The sequence below is a fragment of the Streptomyces sp. FIT100 genome (assembly GCF_024584805.1).
Classification (GTDB): domain Bacteria; phylum Actinomycetota; class Actinomycetes; order Streptomycetales; family Streptomycetaceae; genus Streptomyces.
Genome location: NZ_CP075715.1, coordinates 7,090,207 through 7,111,035 on the forward strand (window position 1 = coordinate 7,090,207; position 20,829 = coordinate 7,111,035).

Here is a 20,829-nt window from a genome sequence, read left to right on the forward strand (position 1 = left end):
GATCAGCGAGGCGTACGCCGTTGGATTCTGTCGGATTTCGTTGGATACTGTCCGGGCCCGGCACGGCAGGCGACCCGGCAGATGGAGAGACCCGCGATGACCTTCGACAGTCCCGTACGTCCCTGGGCATCCCCCGAGCTGACGAGCTGGCAGCGGCTGCCGATGCACGCCGTCGACCGCCGGCCCGGCTCCGTCTCCCTCGACGGGACCTGGCGCTTCCAACTGCTGCCCGCGCCCGACGCGGAGCCCGGCCCGCAGTGGGACGAGGCCCCGGTCCCCGGCTGCTGGACCATGCACGATCCGCGCGACCTGCCGCACTACACCAATGTGCAGATGCCCTTCCCGCACCACCCGCCGCTGGTGCCCGACGCCAATCCGACCGGGGTGTACGAGCGCGAGTTCGAGATCCCCTCGGAATGGGCGGGCCGCCGGACCGTGCTGCACGTCGGCGCCGCCGAAAGCGTCCTCGTCGCCGAGATCGACGGCACACCGGTCGGTATCGGCAAGGACTCCCACCTGGCGAGCGAGTTCGACATCACCGCCGCCGTACGGCCGGGCGGGCGGCACACCCTGCGCCTCACCGTCGTCAAATGGTCCGACGCCTCCCACATCGAGGACCAGGACCAGTGGTGGCACGGCGGCATCACCCGCTCCGTGAGCCTCCATACGACCGACGTCCTGTACCTCGACGACGTGGCCGTGCTCGCCGGCCACGACGGCGAGCTGCGCGTCGACTGCCGCGTCCGCGGCCCCCTCGACGACGGCTGGTCCGTCAGCGGAGAGCTGGAGGGCTACGGGGAGCTCGTCCAGGACACCGCCCACGACGCCGGGAACCGGTCGCTCGGGCGGGTCTCCGCCTTCCTTGGCGAGGCCCGCCTGTCGGCCATCGTGTCCGGCGTGCGGACCTGGTCGGCCGAGTCCCCCTCGCTGTACGGACTGACGGTGCGGCTGCACCGCCCCGACGGCTCCGTCGCCGACACCTCGTACCAGCGCATCGGCTTCCGCACCGTGGAGATCCGCGGCCGCGACCTGCTGGTCAACGGTGACCGCGTGCTCATCCGCGGCGTCAACCGGCACGACTTCCACCCGCTGACCGGCCGTGTCGTCACCGAACCCGACATGCGGGCCGACCTGGTCACCATGAAGCGCTTCGGCTTCAACGCCGTGCGCACCTCGCACTACCCGAACGACCCCGTGCTGCTCGACCTCGCCGACGAGCTCGGTCTCTACGTCGTCGACGAGGCCGACATCGAGAGCCACGACCACGCCCACGAGATCGCCGACGACCCCCGCTACCTGCCCGCCTTCGTCGATCGCGTCTCCCGCATGGTGCTGCGCGACAAGAACCACCCGTCCGTCATCATCTGGTCGCTCGGCAACGAGAGCGACTACGGCGCCCACCACGACGCCGCGGCCGCCTGGGTGCGCCGGCACGACCCCACCCGCCCCGTCCAGTACGAGGGCGCCGCCAGGACCGACTGGGCGTCCACCGAGATCGCCAGCGACATCGTGTGCCCGATGTACGCCTCCCTCGGCGAGATCACCGCACACGCCCGCTCCGGCGAGCAGACCAAGCCGCTGATCCTGTGCGAGTACTCGCACGCCATGGGCAACAGCAACGGCACCCTCGCCGACCACTGGGCCGAGATCGAGACCACGCCGGGTCTCCAGGGCGGCTTCATCTGGGAGTTCCGGGACCACGGCATCCTCCAGCGCACCGCCGACGGCCGCCCGGCCGGCCCCGCCGCGACGCCGGGGGCGTACGCGGACGGGATCACCGCGCCCGGCTACCGCTGGGCCTACGGCGGAGACTTCGGCGACACCCCCAACGACGGCGTCTTCTGCGCCGACGGCATGGTCTTCCCCGACCGCACGCCCAAGCCCGCCATGTACGAGCACCGTGAACTCGCCGCGCCCGTACAGCTGTCGTACGACCCGGTGACGCGCACCGCCACCGTGCACAACCGGCAGTACGTGCGCGATCTGGCCTGGCTGCGCGCCGCGTGGCTGATCGGCGGCGAGGAGGCCGGCAACCGGACCGTCCCGGCAGAGCTCCCCGGCGTAAGCCCCGGTGCCTCGGCCCCCATCGCCCTGCCCGCCGGACTCTCCGAGCTCTCCGAAGTCCCCGAAGTCCCCGAAGTCCCCGAAGTCGCCGAAGTCGCCGAAGTCCCCGGACTCCCCGCCGACGGCGGCGAACTGTGGCTGACGCTGCGGGTCACCACCGCCGCCGACCAGTCCTGGGCACCCGCGGGCACCGAGATCTGCACCCCGACCGTCCGGCTCCGGGAGCGCACGGCCGCATGGCCCCCGCCGGCCCCGGTCGGCGGCGCCGTCGAGACCGACGCCGACGGCCTGCTCGTCCACCCGCTCCTGACCGCCCCGCCCGTGCTGGGCCTGTGGCGCGCCCCCACCGACAACGACCTGCTCGGCGGCGCCGCCGGGCGCTGGCGCGACTGGGGTCTCGACGCGCTCGTCCGCAAGCCCGTCTCCGTCACCCGCGACGGCGAGGGCCGGGTCACCGCCGTCGCCGAATACCCCACCGCCGCGGGCACGGTGGTCCACGAGCAGACCTTCACCGCACGCGCCGACGGCTCGCTCCTGGTCGAGGAGACCGCCACGCTTCCCGAGGCGCTCCACGACGTCGCCCGCGTCGGCTCCGTCCTGGAGACGGCCGCCGGACTCGACACGATGGAGTGGTACGGACCCGGGCCCTGGGAGAGCTATCCCGACCGCTGCGCGGGCGGGGCCGTGGCCCGCCACCGGGCGCCGGTGGACGCGCTGTTCACCCCCTATCTGCGGCCCCAGGAGAGCGGCGGCCGGGGCGGCGTACGGAGCTTCACGCTCACCGGCGCCGACGGGTCCGGACTCGCCGTACGGCTCGACGCGCCCCGGCAGGTGTCCGTGACCCGCCACCGGGCCGCCGATCTGGCGGCGGCCGCCCACCACGACGAACTCACCCCGCTCGACCGGTGCGTGGTGCACATCGACGCCGCCCACCGCGGAGTCGGCACCGCCTCCTGCGGCCCGGACACCCTGCCGCCGTACCTCGTGGTGCCCGGAACCCACCGCTGGTCCTGGACCGTCCGGCCGGTGTAGAAATTCCCGGGGGGAACGTCCCGGGTGCTTGTCCCGGGAGATTCCTCCCGGGACAGGACACTGAGGACAGAGCAGCCGCTTTCCGGTACTTTCCTGAGCGAGAAACCGGTTACCCGCATCTGGGTCGGCCGAAGGGGAGTGGCGAGTGGTTGCCTCGAAGCGCGCCAGGCGGAGCAACGCCAAGCGGATCACGATCGCCGATGTCGCCCGGACGGCCGGAGCCTCGGTCGCGACGGTCTCCCGGGTGCTCAACGGAGTGGACACGGTCGACCCCGTCCTCGCCGAACGGGTCAGGCTCGCCATCGGCGACCTCGGCTACCGGCCGAGCGCCGCGGCCCAGGGCCTCGCCCGCGGCCGCTCGGGCACCATCGGCGTGCTCGTGCCCGACCTGGCGAACCCGTACTTCAGCGATGTGATCAAGTCGGTCTCCGCGGTGGCCCGGACCGCAGGCAGCCGGGTCCTCGTCATGGACTCCGACGAGGACCCGGAGATCGAGCGTGAGCTGACGGAGGACCTGCTCCGGTACGCGGACGGCCTGCTGCTCTGCTCCCCGCGGATGCCGCGCGCCCACCTCGCGGCCCTGGCCGGCCGCGGCACCCCGATGCTCGTCACCAACCGGCAGGTCACCGGCCTCGCCCTGCACTCCCTCACCGTCGACTTCTTCCAGGGCGTCATGGCCGTGTGCGGGCATCTCGCCCGGCTCGGCCACCGCCGGGTCGTCTATCTCGCCGGGCCCGCGCACGCCTGGGCCAACGCCGAGCGGCTGCGCGCCCTGTCGGGAGCCGAGGCGTTCGGCCTCCAGGTCTCCACCGTGGCCTGCGGGTTCACCGCCGACGACGGGTACGCGGCCGCGCCCGCGGCACTGGAGAGCGGGGCCACCGCCGTCGTCGCGTACAACGACTTCGTGGCCCTCGGGGTCCTCGCGCACCTCCACGAACTCGGCGTCGACGTGCCCGGCGACATCTCGCTCACCGGCTTCGACGGGATCGACATGACCCGCTTCTCCGGCCCGCCGCTGACGACGGTGGCGGTGCCGCGGGACAGGCTGGGCCGGGCCGCGGGCGAGGCCCTCGCCCGGATCATGAGCGGCGACGAGGACATCGAACCCGAGACGGTTCCCGTGGAGTTGCTCGTCCGCGGCTCCACCGGCGCACCACGTGGTTCCGGCGGCGCACCACGCGGTTCCGGCGGCACACCGTCTTGACAGGCCCGCGGCCGGGGTGGACCTTGTTCGGGCACGGCTGAGAAAGCGCTATCTCACGTTCTTCCGACCGAGAGGTGCGAACCGCCATGTCCCGTCCCACGAGCCGACGCACGTTCAGGACCGCGCTGGCGGGGCTGCTGCTCGCCCTCGCCGCCGCGGGCTGCGGGGCCCCCGACGCCGGCGGGGGAGCGGCCGAGGACAAGGGCCCGCAGCAGGTCCCGGCCAGACCCGGGGAGCCGGTCGTCCTCGACATCCTCGACGTCGCGGGCAACCTCCAGCTCACCCAGGGCATGATCGACGCATTCGTCGCCGAGCATCCGGACATCGTCAGCAAGGTCACCTACTCCAAGGCCCCGGCCCCCGACCTCGCCGGCAAGATCAAGGCCCAGCAGCAGGCGGGCCGGGTCCAGATCGACCTCGTCCTCACCGGCACCGACGGCCTCGCCGCGGGCATCTCCCAGAAGCTGTGGTCCTCGATGGACGCCCACCGGGCCTTCCTCGGTACCCCCGACTACCTGGAACCCGCCGCCGAGATGCAGAAGCTCGCCCAGGGCCAGGGCACCGCCGTCGTCTACTACCCCTCGGGCCCGCTCATCGAGTACAACCCGGACAAGGTGAAGAACCCGCCCAGGACCCCCGCGGAGCTGCTGGCCTGGGCCAAGGCCAACCCGAAGCGCTTCCAGTACGCCGACCCGGCCAACTCGGGGCCCGGCCGCACCTGGCTCATGGGCCTGCCGTATCTGCTCGGCGACAAGGACCCCTCGTCCCCGGCGAGTTGGGACAAGACATGGGCCTACCTCAAGGAGCTCGACAAGTACGTCGACGTCTACGGCTCCGGCACCACCGAGACCATGAAGAACCTGGCCTCCGGACAGACCGACATGATCATGTCGACGACCGGCTGGTACATCAACCCGCGCGCCCTCGGCACCGTGCCGAAGAAGATGAAGGCCGGCCACTTCGACAACATGACCTGGGTGACGGACGCGCAGTACGCGGTCGTCCCGAAGGGCGTCGACGCCGACACCATGTCCGCCGCGCTCAACCTCGTCAAGTGGATGCTCACCCCCGAGCAGCAGGCGAAGGCGTACGACGACGGCTACTTCTACCCCGGGCCCGCGATCAAGAACGTACCGCTGGCGATGGCGCCGGAGAAGTCGCGGCGGACGCTGGAGGAGTACGGCGTACCGGAGTTCGACCAGTGGATCGAGCGCTTCCCGAAGAAGCCCTCGCTCCCGGCGGAGGCCCAGGTCGAGGCGTTCGACCTGTGGAACCGTGAAGTGGCGGGCGGCTGATGGCCCGCTTCACCTCGCTCACGCTGGAGAAGGTCTCCCGGTCCTTCGGCCGCCACGCGGCCCTGCACGAACTGGACCTGGAGATCTCCGGCGGCGAGTTCGTCGCCCTGCTCGGCCCCTCCGGCTGCGGCAAGTCCACCGCCCTGAACTGCCTCGCCGGACTCCTCCCGCTCACCGGCGGAACGATCCGGATCGACGGCGAGCGCATCGACCCCGTCCCGCCCGAACGGCGCGGATTCGGCATGGTCTTCCAGAACTACGCCCTCTTCCCCCACCTCACCGTGCGCGGCAACGTCGCCTTCGGGCTGCGGATGGCGAAGGTGCCGAAGGCCGACATCGCCCGGCGCACCGACCGCGCACTGGACCTGGTCCAGCTGGCCGGCCACGCACACAAACGCCCCGGACAGCTCTCCGGCGGCCAGCAGCAACGGGTCGCCATCGCCCGCGCGATCGTCCTGGAGCCCCGGCTGGTCCTCATGGACGAGCCGCTCTCCAACCTGGACGCCGCGCTCCGCCTTGAGATGCGCACCGAGATCCGGCGGCTCCACCAGAGCCTCGGGCTGACCACGGTCTACGTCACCCACGACCAGGAGGAGGCCCTGTCCCTGGCCGACCGGCTGGTCGTGCTCCGGGACGGGGTGATGCAGCAGGCCGGCACGCCGGAGGAGGTCTACGGCACCCCCGCGAACCGCTACGTCGCGTCCTTCATGGGCTACCGCAACATGCTGGACGTCAAGATCACCGGGCAGGACGGGGCGTACCACGCGGTCGCCCTCGCCGGCTCGGAACTGACCGGCGTCGCCCGCGACGGCCTCCCGCCGGACGGCCCCGCCGTCGCGGCGATCCGCCCCGAGGACCTGGACGTCGCGTCCCCCGACGCGGCGGTCCGCCTCCCGGCCGACGTCGAGGTCGTCGAGTACCACGGCCGCGAACTCGCCGTCCAGGCCCGCCTGCGGGACTCGCGACCCGTCCACTTCCGCACCGCGCACCGGCTGGCGCCGGGCGACGCGGTGGAACTGGCGGTTCTGCCGGAGCGGGTGCTGCTGTTCGGGGCGGAGACGGGCCGGTGACCCGGACCGGAGCCCCACCGCCACCCCCGTCCTCGCCCCCGCCGCCGTCTCCGCCCCCGCCCTCGGGCGCGCGGCCGGCGCTGCGGCACCGGCTCGCGGAACGAGGGGTGGACCGGACCCTGCTCCTGCTCGCCCCCGGCGCGCTCTTCCTCGTCCTGCTCTTCTGCTACCCCTTCCTCTACGGCCTCCAGCTCTCCTTCCAGCCGAAGACCGGCGGCGGCCCCCTCGCCAACTACCGCACGTTCTTCTCCGACCCCTACCTCCGCGAGACCGTCTGGATCACGCTCCGCCTCGCCGTCCCCGTCGCCCTGCTGAACTGCCTCGCCGCCGTGCCCGTCGCCTTCCGCACCCGGGGCCCGTTCCGCGGCCGGCGGACGGTCACCACACTCCTCGTCATGCCGATCACCCTCGGCACGGTGCTCACCGCCGAGGGGCTGCTCGGCTACCTCGGCCCCAACGGCTGGCTGAACAAGGCACTCATGGGGATCGGCCTGATCGACGAGCCGCTGGCGCTCGTGCACAACTACTGGGGCGTCTTCGCCTCGCTCGTCATCACCGGATTCCCGTTCGCGTATCTGCTCACGCTGTCCTATCTCACCGGGATCGACCCGAGCCTGGAGCAGGCGGCCGCGACGCTCGGCGCGGGCCGGCGGCAGCGGTTCCGGCATGTGCTTCTGCCGCTGCTCGCGCCCGGGCTCGCCATCACGTTCTGCCTGTCCTTCGTGCTGGCCTTCGCCGTCTTCCCCTCCGCGCAACTCGTCGGCGACCCGCGCGGATCGACGCACGTGATCTCGATCGAGGCGTACCAGGCGGCGTTCCAGAAGTTCGACTACGCGCTCGGCTCGGCGATCGCGATGGTCATGGCCGTCGTGATGCTGGCGGTCGTCGTGCTGGTCCTGGCGTGGCGCTCGATGCTGTACCGGGGCTCGACGGGAGGCAAGGGCTGATGACCGCCGCACCGGACACCACCCGTGAGACCCCGGCCCCCGCGCCCGGCACCCCCGAACAGGCCCCGCCGGGGCGGCGGCACCGCCTCGGCCGTCCCGCCACCTGGCTGACGGCGGCCGTCTTCGGGTTCTTCTTCCTCAACCTCGCCGGCGTCGTCGGCGTACCGCTCGTCAACTCCTTCGGCACCCGCTGGTTCACCAGCTGGCTGCCGGACGGCTGGACGACCATGTGGTACGGCTCCGCCTGGCGGGAGTTCTCGCTCGGCCAGGTCTTCTGGACCACGGCCCTCGTGTCCGTCCTCGTCGTCGCGGTCTCGGTGGTGGTCGGGGTGCCCGCGGCGTACGCGCTGGCCCGCCGCACGTTCCCCGGTAAACGGCTCGTCATGCTGCTGTTCCTGCTGCCGATCCTGGTGCCGCCGATGACCTACGGCATCCCGCTCGCGACCGTGCTCTACAAGTTCCAGCTCGCGGGCACGCTCACCGGCGTGGTGCTGGCGAACCTCGTGCCGTCCGTGCCGTTCGTGGTGCTGACGATGACCCCGTTCATCGAGCAGATCGACCCCCGGATCGAGGCGGCGGCCCGCATGTGCGGGGCGAGGACCGCGTCGGTCCTCCTGCGGATCCTCGCCCCGCTGCTCGTGCCCGGGATCCTCGCCGCCTCGGTCCTCGTCCTGGTCCGCACGGTCGGCATGTTCGAGCTGACCTTCCTCACGGCCGGGCCCGACAGCCAGACGCTGATCGTGGCGCTGTACTACGCGGTGTTCTCGGCCGGTATCCGCACCCAGCAGTCCATCGACGCCATGGCCGTGATGTACACGCTGTCGATGCTGGTCCTGCTGGTGGTCGCGCTGCGGTTCGTCAATCCGACCCAACTGGTGACCCGGGTGAAGGAGGAGGGTCGCTAGGGTCCGCTTCGCCCTCCGGATCAGGCTTTACCCGACGTCGAAGACGTTCCGCAGCCCCAGCCGGTGGCGCGTACGGTCACGGCGCTTGAAACCCTCCAGCTCCGGGGCGCGGAACAGCGGGGTGATCGTGCAGCGCCCGGCCGGTGAACCGATGCGGCCGAGGAGGGCGTTGACCGCGGCGCGGGCCGAGGCGTTGGCACCCTCCATCGTCGCCAGGTCGATGTCGACGGCGACGTAGTCACCGGACAGGTAGAGGTTCGGCACCTTCGTCGCCGCGGACGGCCGGTTGTGGAAGGTGCCCACCGGGTGGACGAGCAGCTCGTCGTCGTTGGTGGGGTGCGGGGTGCCGAGCCCGTCCACGCCCGGGTCCAGGAACCAGGAGTGCAGGGCGCCGTCCTTGAGCACCGTGCGCCCCGTGTCGTTGAGCGCGGCCTTGAGCTGCGCCCACACCTCCCGGGCGACCTGCTCGCGCGTGCACTGCTTGGCCGTCTTCCCGTAGAGGATGCCCGGTCGGTCCCATTCGGAGATGTCCACGGAGACGCAGTCGACCGCCGTGCCGTCGCCGTAGTCGCGCGGGAAGTCGCGGTGCGGACGCCAGTGCTCGGCCTGCTGGATCGCCGTGAGGGACCAGGGCGAGTCGACGCAGTTGAGGTGCCCGTGCAGCAGCGGGGCCCGCTCCGTCAGATAGAACTGGATGCCCGTCATCCAGTCCGTCTCCAGCGCGTCGCACCGCGCGAGCTGCGGATCCGCCGCCCGCAGCGCCGCACCCCAGGTGCGTCTCGCGTGCTCCACCGGAATGGCCGAGACATAGTGGTCCGCGGTGACGGAGCGGCGCGCCCCTGCCGGGTCCTCCAGCAGCGCCTCGGTGATCCGGCCCGCGCCGTACGCCAGCTCGCGCAGCGTCCAGCCGACCCTGAACTCCACGCCGAGCGTGCGCAGATGGGCCACCCACGGGTCGATCCACGCCTCGTTGGTGGGGGCGTTGAGGATCCGGTCGAGGGGACCGTCCGCGCCCCGCCCGAACGCGTTGAGGACGAACGCCTCCAGGAGGGTGGCGACCGTGCGCGTGCTCGCCTCCTCGGCCTTCGTCGCCACGATGTTGCGGGTGACGCCGACGGCGAGGATGCGCTGGTAGTCGTACGACATCTGCTCGGCCCGGATGAACTCCCACCAGGGCGTGCGCTCCCACACCTCGTCGCGCCGCTCGTCGCAGCTGGTGAGGAAGGTCAGGATCCGGCTCACGAAGTACGCCGTCTCGTGCGGCGGGACGGCGGCGGTCGTGTCGAGGAACGCGGTGACGGCGCGGCGGAGTTCGTCGAGGGTGAGCTCGGCCGGGCGGTGGCCGGGCCAGGGGAGCGGCAGGCGCAGGTCCTCGCCGCCGGTGCGGGCGAAGGACATCTCCGGTGGCGCGACGAGGTTGTCCCAGACGCCGTTGGGGTTGCCGGGGAAGGGGATGCGCCGCATCGTGTCCGGCAGATTGTGGTAAATGCCCGGAATGAAGCGGAAGCCGTGCTCGGCGGGGAGCGGCCGGCGGCCGCCCTTGCCGCTGTCCGGTACGTCCATGCTGCGGGCCTTGCCGCCGAGCGCCCTGCGCTCGTACACGGTCACCCGTAAGCCGCGCTCGGCGAGTTCATGGGCCGCGGTGAGGCCCGCCACGCCACCGCCGAGCACGGCGACGGAAGGTGCCCCGGGGACACGGGCCGCCGCTGACGCCGTCCCGCTCCCCGTGGCGAGTGCCGCCGCGGAGCCGGCCGCCGCTGCTCCCGCGATGAATGTGCGCCGTGTGGTTCCCGACCCGTCCATGCCCTGCCCCCTACCCGACGGTAACTGTCGCGTTCGGCGCAGGAGCATACGGACGGGCCTCGCCCCCCGGAAGTGCCGCGCGGGCCCCATCACCCAGCGCGACACACCGCGCGACACAATGAGGACATGCCCCGACGCCTGTTCGGGGGTGTGTCATTCGCCCGTGGTGCCCTCGGTTTCCCATCGCAGCAGGTCGCCCGGCTGGCATTCGAGCACGTCGCAGAGCGCGGCGAGTGTCGCGAAGCGCACTGCCTTGGCGCGGCCGTTCTTGAGTACCGCCAGGTTGGCGGGGGTGATCCCTACGCGCTCGGCGAGCTCACCTACGGACATCTTCCGCCTGGCCAGCATTACGTCGATGTCGACGGTGATCGGCATCAGATCACCTCGTCCAACTCGGCCTGCATTTGTGCCGCTTCGGCGTCGCGCGCGACGGCCTGGGCGAGCAGCATCCGCAGTACGAGCACGAGGAGCGCGACCCCCAGGATGGCCACGCCGACCCCGCCCATGATCACGGAGACGCCCGGATCTTCCCGTTGGCCCGGTGCGTTGAGGGCCGTGACCGCGAACCACACGAGGGCTGCCGCCACGATCGCGCCGATCACGACGTCCACGTACCGGAAGGCGGCGCGGGAGAACACCGTCCCGCGTCGCACCATCGTCACCAGCTGCCATACGCAGACCAGGGCGACCTGGACCGACACCATGCCCAGGATCGTGATCACGCGCAGCGGGGTCAGCGGGAGCGATCCGTCCTCCGGATCGCTCCCGCTGACCAGCAAACGGTGGGACGGAGAGCGGGCGGCGGTCTCGCGCCGTGGCGGGACGCCGCCCCTCCAGTGGCATGGCGTTCGCGCGAACCACTTGATCTTGTCGAAGTCGCCCTCGCTTGAGCGTAGATCGGACGCAACTCGACCAGACCGAAGCCCTGCTCCTACACCCAAGGCAGGCAGCCGGGCGCACCGCGGGCTTGGATCACACCACGACGAGAGCGCATGTCCAGTCGTGGCTTGCCTCTTCTCCTGAGATCTGGAACAGAGTCGCGGCGTCCGCCGCGGAGGCCGATCGACGAAGCCGGACACTCTCTATGGTCGGCAGAAACTCCAACTCGTCACCAAGATTCTTTTCGCCGACGAGCGCACCGATTTCCTTGGGGCCGAACCCACGCTTGCCGAGGTCGCAGATGAGGTCATAAGACCATCCCTGAGCTTCTTTGAATAGTTGGCCGGTAAAAAGCCAATGAGCGTCGGAAGACAGTGTGCCGAATTCCAGACGGGCGTCGAAGGCCGTTGTTTGATGGCTGAGCTCTGCCGACATCTCCAGGGATACTTCGTGATCCATCCAGGAGGTACTTCCTGAGAGATGAAGATCAGTTTTCACTGCTCCCCCCTTGGGGATGGTGATGACAGCAGCGATGGAGTGCAAAGTGATATTGCGTAATATATCAGGGAAGTGTGCATCTCCCAACTTGCCACCCAGCCAGTCGTCGAGGGATCTCTTGTCGAGATCGCTCATATCGATATGGAACTGCATGGCGGAGTCGGAGTAGAATCCGCTCACCGAGCAGACGATTCCCTTGACAAGCACACTTCCGGAAACCTCGACAGCACGGTTTCCTCCTTCCCAGGTGATACCAATGCGAGCTCCGGTCACGGCGAAGTCGGAGGATACCTGGATCACACTGGCAAGGGTGGCGCTCAGAAGGAAGCGACGCTGCTTTATATTTCCTGACAGCACTGCACGAGCAATGGTGCACTCGGTGAGTTGAGAAGGGGAGGAGTCTGCGGGCAGTGCGCCCAGTTTCCCCAGTGTTTCGGCACCGCCCGACCTCAGAGTCGCCGTGAAGTCAAGGTCGGGAACGGAGAGACTGGCGGAGAAGGTGACACTGCCGAAAGTTATCTCACCTGCTACCGAGCAGCGTACCTTCTCGGCGGCATATGGCGAGATAATCAATTCGGCCGACGCCTTCTTGAGCTCTATGGGAAACGGATCCGAGGTCACCGAAATCGGATCTTTCATGGACAAGCAGACAACAGCTCGCTCCAATTTGAACGAGGGGTCGACCATGAAGTAGACACAACCGAGCTGAATATTTCGAGAGATGCTGCTGACAGCCTTCACGCATTCATTCAATGCACTTTCGACACCGTTGGCCTTCAGAGGGATGATTTTGTTCAAATAGGGAAGGCCCTTCAGTAAGGGGTCGATGGGGCTAGTTGCCGATAATCCTGGCGCCGGCCTGCCGGTGAACACGAAGCCGCCGTACTCGCCGGCAGCGACTGAGAACTCGACACCTCCGACGTCAGGGACCGTGAATCTCCAGTAGAGACCTTCGTCAACAGAGATCTCACCGTTGTTCCGGAGTGCGGCCACCCGGTAGTGCAGGCTGAGCACGTTCTTGATTTCATCGATTGAGGACCCCAGCCCCTCCAAGAAGGATTCGATGTCAAGGGTTCCGGCTCTGGATGAGATATCTGAAAAGGGTAGATCAACCTCCAGGACGGCTTGGGACAGGGCCCCTGAGTCGGGTTTCGCGGTAATGGAAGCAGGATAGAGGGATTGGGAATCCTCAAAGATGATGGAACCTTGCATCCGGCGCGGCACAGAGCCGGATTTAGGTTCGTGGATGACGAGCTTACCGTCGGCCAATCCCCTGCCCAGCGCTGATGCCAAGGCCGTGTCCTCGGTCCACTCAATGATCGTTGCCGAATTCACCGAATCGTTCATGTCATGCCACCGAATTGAATTCGTAGACAAAAATTCCAGGATTCTTCCCCGCCACATCGACCTCATACGTGCGAAGAAACTTCTTCCCATTGGTCGGTGGGCGTACCGATGAATGACTCACCACGGAGAGGGTGGTGGATTCTCGTGAGCCATGATCCTCACCGGCACCGTTCATCTCACTGAAGGTCGAGTGGAGGACCTGTGGGTAGTGTGCACGCTTGGCAATCTCATCTGGAGTCCGCCAGTCCCAGAAGACCGGAGACTGGGGCGCCTGGTACCCCCAGACGGCGAAGAAGGTCTCATCGGTGAAAGCGAAGGGGTCATGCCCGGGGTCGGGCATGACGAGTCTCCGGTTCACTATCTCCCGCATCGACGTTGTAGTGGCATGACTGCTCAGCAGGAACCGAACATCGTGATAGACCAGCAGAAGAACCATGACCTGATCGTCATTCACCGTCGATGAATATCCGGAAGTGTTTGCTGCGGCGCACATGATCTTTGCGTCTCCCAGGACGAGCTCGGGGTACGCCAGGTTTCCATCATGCACCGCCATCCAGTGGCAACGACTCTTCTCTGGTCCGGCCGGATCGGAGAGGTACCAGTTGAGAAACTTGTCCACGACATACTTCTTCGCGGCATCCGCCAGATAGTCTCCGCTTTTCAGGAGCTCATCCACCTTCTCGAGAACGCGCTTCCCCAGAGATTCGCCCTCCTTGCCCGGAGTGAGCTTCCTTTCGAACCAATCCAGCATGACCTGCTGCGCCACACCGCCTGCGGCTATGCTCTTAAGGCCCTCGAAGGAGACGGGGTCTGCTGCACAGGAAATACCACCTACCGCGACTTGATCATCGATTACCGCCGGCAGAAGGTTGAAGCAGTCGGGATCTGCGCTTGTGACGAAGAGATGATCGAGGTAAAGAGTGCCACTTCCTTGCTGGTTGGGAATGTACTGCTTCAGGACCTCCTTCACCTCTTTCACCTGTGCTTCCGCATGGTCCCCCGCTGCATCAGTGGTTCCACAGTCCACGAGTACGCTACTCCACCTCTGGGACGGGGCGTCCGGGATTTCTTCCCCATCGCCCGGAGGTATGAGTATCAATGCAAAACGCAAGCCAGGGGTTCCGGAGACTATGACCTCAAGAGGAGGCTGGTCCGACAGACTCAGCCTTGCCGGGCTGGGTTTCGCGCAACCGACAGTTGAAACAACGAACCTCGCCTCCAACTGACTCGCATCATTCTTGAGTTGACTCCGCAGCAGTGATGAAGGATCCGTATCCAGTCGAATTCCATTTGGATTTCTGAGGACGCCGTTCTTCTTCAGGAACGCTTCGAATTTCTGTTGGTCCGGCCATCCGCGCTGTTTCCAGGCTTCCTTTGTTTCACCAGTTGGGAAGTAGTCCGCCACGGGCATCGCTATGTCCATGACCGTCTTCAGTTTTCCCAGTGCACTGCCTCCCGGCTGGTAGCCGGGGGTTCCTATTTTCTGTAGGTAGCCGAAGCCCTTTTCGCCGAGGCAGTAGGTGCCGAACCTTGACTGAGTCTCCTGCGAAGCCTTTCCCAATCCGAATTTGATCAATGTCTGAGTGTATGCCGAGCCCTGGACCCGACGCAGCACGTCCTTGAATTTCTGATAGGCTGATAGATCATCATAGGTAACGCTGTTGCCGTCCCCGAGGGCCTCGAAAGCCAGCTTTCTCACCTCGGCGGTCGACTTCTTGTTGCTCCAGGTCATATTGGCGATCGAAGTGTCCACCGATCCGACCTTCTGCTGCACGAGCCATGATGCCTTCGCTAGGTCATTGCTCAATGCGTACACCGTGGTGGGGTTGGCAAATTTCAACAGTATCTGTATGGGTGTCAAACCGGCTATGCTCTCCGGCGCGCTCTTCTTCCAGATCAATTCACTTATGCTGTTTGCGACGAACCAGACGGCCTTGCCCGCCACATATTCCTCAACCACAGCCGCTATGGACAAGACCTTCGCGACACCGTTCCAGACGCTATCGACAGCAGCTTTGACAGCGTCTCTCTTGCGCGTTGGATCGTAGAGCGGAGTCATATGGGTCAAGTATCCATGAGTCCATGCCTTCGCGGCGTCCATGGCGTATGCGTTCTTGAACCTTTCGGGGGAGCAGGTAAGCCGACCTTGAGTGATGTAATGGGGCCCGTGTGGGGTGAAGTTGTGTCGTCGCTTCTGCCCGAAGGACTTGCTGATCATCGCCTCATTTATCCCGAGCACATCCTTACGCGACTTGAGGAGGGCTCGCGCGAATGGGATAATTGCCGAATTTTCTGCGGTGGCATCCTGAAAGTCTTCGGCCATTTTGAAGGACTTCTTGAAGCTGTCCATCGGGTCGAGGTCGGAGATATCGTGTCTGTTCTGCTCCTTCAGATACCGGATCGCTGCTGAACATCCCATGACCTGCGCCTGCCACAGAGGCATCTTCTCGACCGCGAAGTACGGTGTCTTGAAGGAGATGGGCACCTCCACTTCGGTGTAGTCCATCGACCCACTGAGGATGAAAGTCGCATGGGCGAGCAGCCCCCCGAGCATGATCTCGGGTCGCAAGATGTGCCCTTGATACTGGAGTACCCAGGCGAAGGGGACGGAGAGAACCGCGTAGGTGCCAGTGCCGTCGGCCGAGCGGGGGCCACTGCGTGGCGTAGCCCAGGCGTTGAGAGCGGTGTTGCCCCCGTTGAAGATGACGACACGGATACCACTGTCCTTGTTCTCCTGAAGGGTTCTGAGTATCTGCAGATGTGTTCCCTGCTCGTCGACGTCGTAGCCTTCGATCATGCTGTTGGCTACGTATCTGTAGCCGGCGTCTGCCGCGCGCGCCTTTTCGTATGTGCCCGGTATGGGAGCAAGTCCCTCTATCCCACGTACGAGCTTCTGGGGTTCGCCTCCGGCTTTGTCGAGCATGAGGATCAGCCTTTTGATGTACCGCCAGAACGACATCGCTCCGCAGGGGTCCCGATCCGCACCGAAGGACGGTATTTTCACCTCTGGTCTTTCTTTCGGTATCGTCCACCCTTCACGTTCGACCATCTCTTTGAGTCGACCGGCATGGCTCGTGTACTGTTTGCTGCTTTTGATCAGATCCGCTACTCCCTCCAGAGGGAGATTGCAGACACCGATGCCGGGCCAGATCTTCTGCACCAAGAAAGGGATGGCATAGTCGCCGTTGCCCCCTAAGTTGACCATGATCGCTTCGCGGTATTCTGGGTTGCTGAAGTCTGCGTTCTGTGTGTTCACAATGGCCTTCTCCTCGCATCTGACCCTGAGCATCCGTATTCGGTCGCCTGGGTAGGTTATGGGTCTTCCTCGACGCGCATTCACCCTTCGTCAGGACGGAGAAGCGAATTTTATCTCTTCCGGTTTTCCGAAAGGGAAGTTCCGCTTCTCGTCTTCTTGTGAGGGAATGAACTCTCGCTTGTACTTCCAGGAGGTCGCATTGGAGGACAGGAGAGTATTGAAGAACTTGCTTCCAGGCACGTGCAGCTTGAGTCCGTATATGTCCATATAGGCTCCGTAGCCTACGAGCCCGGTCCATCGGGTCTCCGCGCTGGAAAACGGATCGAATCCGCTTCCCGAGGCTCCGGCGGAGGGCTCTATGAATGCCTGGTCCACACGTAAGGAAAGGCTGTAAGGAATTCGTCCGGTTACCGATTTGGCCTCAATGGTGGCTGGCCATGCCCTGGTGATCTGGCTCGGGGGTACCCACCCGGGAGCCAGCCATCCATGGTTGTCTGCGGTGTCCGACAGCTTCCCTATGAATCTTCGCCGATTTCCGCTTATGTTTTTCTGGAGGCCAAGGAAAAACTCGGTGGGTTTGATCCCGTATAGCCAGCCGCTCAGCGATAGTCCGCCCCGGTAAGGCATGGCGGCAAGAGCTGACTGAGCCATTCCGATGGACAGGGTCCTCTTTGATTTCTGAGTCGAGTCTCCTTCGAGGGGAACGTAGTTGGCTATATTCTTCATTTCCAGAAATCTGTCCACCAATTTTTTTCTGGCGCTCGCCTCGTCCCTGGCAAAGTCTGTGATGCGGGCGTAGTCGCCGATGAACCACAGAAGATAGGAAAATGCGGCGGCCTGTGGTGAAGTGCTTGTCGCCACGAAGCCGTCGAAGTAGCTGTACACCACCGACTTCTTACCGCCACGTGACTCGATGTGATGGCGTAGATCATAGAGTGTGCCAGGAGGTTTGAAGCCGTCATGGAATGCTGAGTTTGGTGAGGCGACATCGAAGATGTAGGTAGCCGACGGAGGTTCGGCCGGGCGATAAGGGAAAATTGGGTACTGTAATTTTGGATCTACCATGAGGTCTCCTGGGTGGAGTTCCTGACCAGCTTCTTCATGTTGGTCTGGACGGGGTGGACCTTCGTAAGGGCCTCGCCGGCGGTCGCGGTCCATGTGAAGGGTTTCGCGTTCTCGTTCCAGACGTGGATGGCCTTGCCGGCGTGCGGTTTCACGGCCTTCTTCAGGAAGGCCAGGAAGTTCACGGCGTTCCCGTTCGGCCTGCACTCGCCGAGCACTTCGCCGGTGGTGACGTTCAGGGCGGCGAACAGGTCCGTGGTGCCGTGGCGGACCTAGCTCAAGCTAGGGCGTGTTGCGAAAGTCCCGTCTGCGCGGCGGCGTCTGGCACGCACGCTCGCGGCGTTGTCGGTCGTCGGCGCAGCCCGCTGCGCTCTCCTTCCTCCGCCTTGCGATCGCCCGCACCAGACACCGCCGCGCCCGCCCTACGGGCGGACGACGCTTTCGCAACACGCCCTAGCTAAGGGCTGTCCCGTAACTGTGGTTGCGGACAGCCGTCAGGCGCTCAGGTTCCTCCACAGGTGTCGGTCGTCCAGCGTCCCGAATCGCACGTCTCCGCGTTCAAGGTCGACGAGGATGGGCCAGCAGTCCAACAGCTGCTCTCTCGCATCACGCGAGGCGAGGTACTGCACAGAGTTGTAGGGCACGATCAGCAGCCCGTTGCTCTCACGGACCCGCTCTGCGTCGATGGCGAGAGGCGGCTCGTCATCACGCTGGCTGTGCGCGAGAAACACCACCGCGAGTTGCAGGGCCTCGTCCTGCTCCATCATCCGTCTCCAGTCCGTCGGCTCGAAGAAGGCACCCTAACCGGCCTGGGATGATCTTGTTGTGGCTGGTGTGATCACGGCGTCGGAGCCGTCCTGGATAGCCCCATTCACCGGGCTCAGCCCAAGGCAGTTCGGGAAGCTGGTGACCGTTCTGCGGCGCCAGGGTGCGGATGCCATTCGCAAGGGCCGGCCGTGGAGTCTTCCGCTGGAGGACCGGGCCCTGCTGGTCGCGGCCTACTGGCGCACGAACCTGACCATGCGGCAGCTCGCGCCGCTGTTCGGCGTCTCGAAGTCGGCGGCGGACCGCATCATCGACCACCTCGGGCCGATGCTCGCTCTCCAGCCCCGTAAACGGTTCGCCAAGGACACCGTGCTCATCGTGGACGGCACCCTGGTCCCCACCCGGGACCACACCGTCGCCGAGCGGTCGAAGAACTACCGGTACTCCACCAACCACCAGGTCGTCATCGACGCCGACACCCGCCTGGTCGTCGTGGTCGGCCGGCCGCTCGCCGGGAACCGCAACGACTGCAAGGCATGGGAGGAGTCCGGCGCCAAAGCCGCCGTCGGCAACACCCTCACCATCGCCGACGGCGGCTACCCGGGCACCGGACTCGTCATCCCGCACCGCCGCGAGCGCGGCCAGACCGAACTCCAGGACTGGAAAGAAGAGCACAACAAGTCCCACAAACAGGTCCGGGCCCGGGTCGAGCACGTCTTCGCCCGCATGAAGACCTGGAAGATCCTCCGCGACTGCCGCCTCAAAGGCGACGGCGTCCACCACGCCATGCTCGGCATCGCCCGGATGCACAACCTCGCCCTCGCCGGATAGGCAGGCGGGCCGCACGGCGGCCAACCACGCCCGCGCAAGCAGAAGATCATTTACGGGACAGCCCTTAGTCGCCGATCGCGTCGGCGACCTTGTCCGCGTACGCCGGGTCCCTGGAAATCTTGAAGGTGCCGCTGCGGTGCGGCTTGAGATTCTCCTCGCGCCAGTTCCGCGCGATGTAGGCCAGGACACCGAGGTTCCCTCGTGCCGCCTCAGCGGTCCACCGTCACCGGCACCACTCCGGCAGGCACAATCCGGGCCCGCAGGGCCACATCAGCGGACATGTGCCGCACTGCCCGCCGCCAACACCTGAGATTCACCGGCCACTGGCCATGGGCCATCGTGATGACCAGCGTGGTCGAACGACCGGCACCGTGTCGGGCAGGGCTCGGCGGACGGCCTCGGCATAGGTGGCCGAGCCGTCCCGGCACACGACGGGCACGGCCAGCAGGCCAGCCAGGCGTGAGGCCGCCCGGCCGCATAACTCCCGTGCCACCTGGGATATCTGCCCGACAAGACGCACCGTGCGGCGCTGATGTCGCTCCAGCAGCCCGGGAATCTGCTCGCGGAAGGTCTGCCGCCCACAGCCCAGGGCGGGACAGGCCAGCCGCCGTACGCGCAGGTGGACGACGACCTTGCGGCCGTCGACCGGCACGTCCCTCACCGTTCGGCGGTGATAACCGTGCACCTTCACCGTCGGCGTCCCGCACGAGATCATGGTCAAGAGCGGCTACTCGGCGCCACCACTGACTACGGGCCAGAGCCGAACGAGTGACAGACCCACTTGCGGGAGTTGGTGAGCTCGCGGCCCGGCTGGGCGCCGGAGGAGAGGTGGAGCCGTAGATGCAGAAATTCCCATCCTCCACCTGGAGTGTGACGCCTGCCACATCCAGCGTCAAGGAGGCCTCTGCGCATCATTCTCCCAGAACCGAAGTCGAGCGGGCCGCGACGTTCAGCGCGCCAAAGTCCGCCTTGGTCTCGTCGGCGCCCGCTCCGGCGTGATTCGGCTCCGTGGCCGCTGTCGATGCGCGGCTGTGTCTGATAATGCTCCAACGCCAATGCGGCCAGGCTGAGTTCACCGTCCAGGGTGCGCCGTAGCGGGGGCCCGTTCCGCGGTAGCACTCCATGTTCGCCGGAGCGCTTCCGCTCCTCCGGCGGAGGTCATCGCGTGGGACGTACCAGTCCGTGGGTGGCGCCGCCACGGGAAGGGACGGTCTTGGGGACCTTTCGTCGACCGCTGCGTATTCGGCGTGCTTTCCCGGGCGGTGCCGACCGCCAGGAGGTACGCACGACTCCGAAGGGCGAGCTCATGTCCGAGTACTGGGAGAGGGATTCCGCCCTCGCGACCTGCCGGCGCCCGGGTTGTGGGCGCCGATGGCCCGGCCGATGTCCGGGAATCCGTCGATGCGGGAAGCCGTGACGGTCCGGAGCATGAGCCACGCCCACGACCAGGCGTCAGCTCGCTCGGCGCGGCAGCAGCACCAGCCCCGGGTTGTACGCCCCCAGTACCTTGTTCGCCCTGGCCAGGGCCGCGAGCGCGTACTCGCGGTCCGCCCGGTCCTCGTTGCAGAAGGGGGCACGGAAGCTCAGGACCTCGCGCGCCGCGCACTCGGCTTCGATCTCCGCCTGGAGTACACCGGCCGGCATGCAGGACCCGATGAGGGCTGCCACCCCGTCGGGGATCGGGACGGGTACGAGGTTGGACGCGGTCACGTGGAGTCCTTCGCTGATGGTGCCCCGGGGTCGCCGGGCATGTGTGGTGTTCCCCTATATACGTACCTGATGGGCTTCACGGATCGTCGGCCGGTACGTCTCTGTGCTGCAACCGTTCCGTACGCGACCGTTGATTTCTTCTTACGCGGGAGTAAGTTGAC

At 66.5% G+C, this 20,829-nt stretch carries 14 protein-coding genes and 3 pseudogenes; 7 read left to right on the forward strand and 10 right to left on the reverse strand.

The genetic code is table 11. From position 1 onward, the window contains the following. Positions 1-96 precede the first annotated feature (96 nt). From KK483_RS31655 to KK483_RS31680, 6 genes are all read left to right on the forward strand, one after another. Positions 97-3,096 (forward strand): glycoside hydrolase family 2 TIM barrel-domain containing protein, encoded by a 3,000-nt coding sequence (locus KK483_RS31655; protein ID WP_262008638.1) that lies wholly within the window; start codon positions 97-99, stop codon positions 3,094-3,096. 145 nt (positions 3,097-3,241) lie between these two features. Next, complete coding sequence (locus KK483_RS31660; RefSeq protein WP_262008639.1) at positions 3,242-4,300, forward strand: LacI family DNA-binding transcriptional regulator; 1,059 nt, start codon at positions 3,242-3,244, stop codon at positions 4,298-4,300. An 86-nt stretch (positions 4,301-4,386) separates the two neighbouring features. Beyond that, positions 4,387-5,595, forward strand: coding sequence for an ABC transporter substrate-binding protein (locus KK483_RS31665; RefSeq protein ID WP_262008640.1), 1,209 nt, complete (start codon positions 4,387-4,389; stop codon positions 5,593-5,595). Beyond that, positions 5,595-6,665, forward strand: a complete 1,071-nt coding sequence (locus tag KK483_RS31670) for an ABC transporter ATP-binding protein (protein WP_262008641.1) — start codon at positions 5,595-5,597, stop codon at positions 6,663-6,665. The genes KK483_RS31665 and KK483_RS31670 overlap by 1 nt, the downstream gene beginning before the upstream one ends. Before the next feature lie 107 nt (positions 6,666-6,772). Next, positions 6,773-7,612, forward strand: coding sequence for an ABC transporter permease (locus KK483_RS31675; protein WP_262008642.1), 840 nt, complete (start codon positions 6,773-6,775; stop codon positions 7,610-7,612). Then, positions 7,612-8,517, forward strand: coding sequence for an ABC transporter permease (locus KK483_RS31680; protein WP_262008643.1), 906 nt, complete (start codon positions 7,612-7,614; stop codon positions 8,515-8,517). The genes KK483_RS31675 and KK483_RS31680 overlap by 1 nt, the downstream gene beginning before the upstream one ends. A gap of 27 nt (positions 8,518-8,544) precedes the next feature. Here the strand turns inward: KK483_RS31680 and KK483_RS31685 are convergent, their stop codons facing one another. The 8 genes and pseudogenes from KK483_RS31685 to KK483_RS31720 all read right to left on the reverse strand — a co-directional run bounded on the left by KK483_RS31685 (position 8,545) and on the right by KK483_RS31720 (position 18,129). Continuing rightward, positions 8,545-10,320 (reverse strand): FAD-dependent oxidoreductase, encoded by a 1,776-nt coding sequence (locus KK483_RS31685; protein WP_262008645.1) that lies wholly within the window; start codon positions 10,318-10,320, stop codon positions 8,545-8,547. Positions 10,321-10,473: 153 nt separating this feature from the next. Further along, complete coding sequence (locus tag KK483_RS31690; protein WP_262008646.1) at positions 10,474-10,695, reverse strand: helix-turn-helix transcriptional regulator; 222 nt, start codon at positions 10,693-10,695, stop codon at positions 10,474-10,476. Beyond that, positions 10,695-11,096, reverse strand: a pseudogene (locus KK483_RS31695) (DUF2975 domain-containing protein); the annotation flags it as partial. The pseudogene KK483_RS31695 and the gene KK483_RS31690, both read right to left, overlap by 1 nt. Before the next feature lie 196 nt (positions 11,097-11,292). After that, on the reverse strand, positions 11,293-13,044 hold the full coding sequence (locus KK483_RS31700) for a hypothetical protein (protein ID WP_262008647.1): 1,752 nt from the start codon (positions 13,042-13,044) through the stop codon (positions 11,293-11,295). A 1-nt stretch (position 13,045) separates the two neighbouring features. Further along, entirely contained in the window at positions 13,046-16,300 is a 3,255-nt protein-coding gene (locus tag KK483_RS31705; protein WP_262008648.1) for a hypothetical protein, read from the reverse strand. A gap of 90 nt (positions 16,301-16,390) precedes the next feature. After that, complete coding sequence (locus tag KK483_RS31710; RefSeq protein WP_262008649.1) at positions 16,391-17,185, reverse strand: hypothetical protein; 795 nt, start codon at positions 17,183-17,185, stop codon at positions 16,391-16,393. 326 nt (positions 17,186-17,511) lie between these two features. Beyond that, positions 17,512-17,634, reverse strand: a pseudogene (locus tag KK483_RS35565) (IS630 family transposase); the annotation flags it as partial. A gap of 222 nt (positions 17,635-17,856) precedes the next feature. Next, complete coding sequence (locus tag KK483_RS31720) at positions 17,857-18,129, reverse strand: YrhB domain-containing protein (protein ID WP_262008651.1); 273 nt, start codon at positions 18,127-18,129, stop codon at positions 17,857-17,859. A gap of 58 nt (positions 18,130-18,187) precedes the next feature. Here KK483_RS31720 and KK483_RS31725 point away from each other — a divergent pair, with 58 nt between their 5' ends. Continuing rightward, positions 18,188-18,958: a transposase gene (locus KK483_RS31725; protein ID WP_262008652.1), complete on the forward strand. Its 771-nt coding sequence runs from the start codon at positions 18,188-18,190 to the stop codon at positions 18,956-18,958. A gap of 334 nt (positions 18,959-19,292) precedes the next feature. On the opposite strand, the pseudogene KK483_RS31730 reads toward KK483_RS31725, so the two are convergent. Continuing rightward, positions 19,293-19,664 (reverse strand): annotated as a pseudogene (locus KK483_RS31730) (transposase family protein); the annotation flags it as partial. A 746-nt stretch (positions 19,665-20,410) separates the two neighbouring features. Continuing rightward, on the reverse strand, positions 20,411-20,668 hold the full coding sequence (locus tag KK483_RS31735) for a hypothetical protein (protein WP_262008653.1): 258 nt from the start codon (positions 20,666-20,668) through the stop codon (positions 20,411-20,413). Between the last annotated feature and the right edge of the window lie 161 nt (positions 20,669-20,829).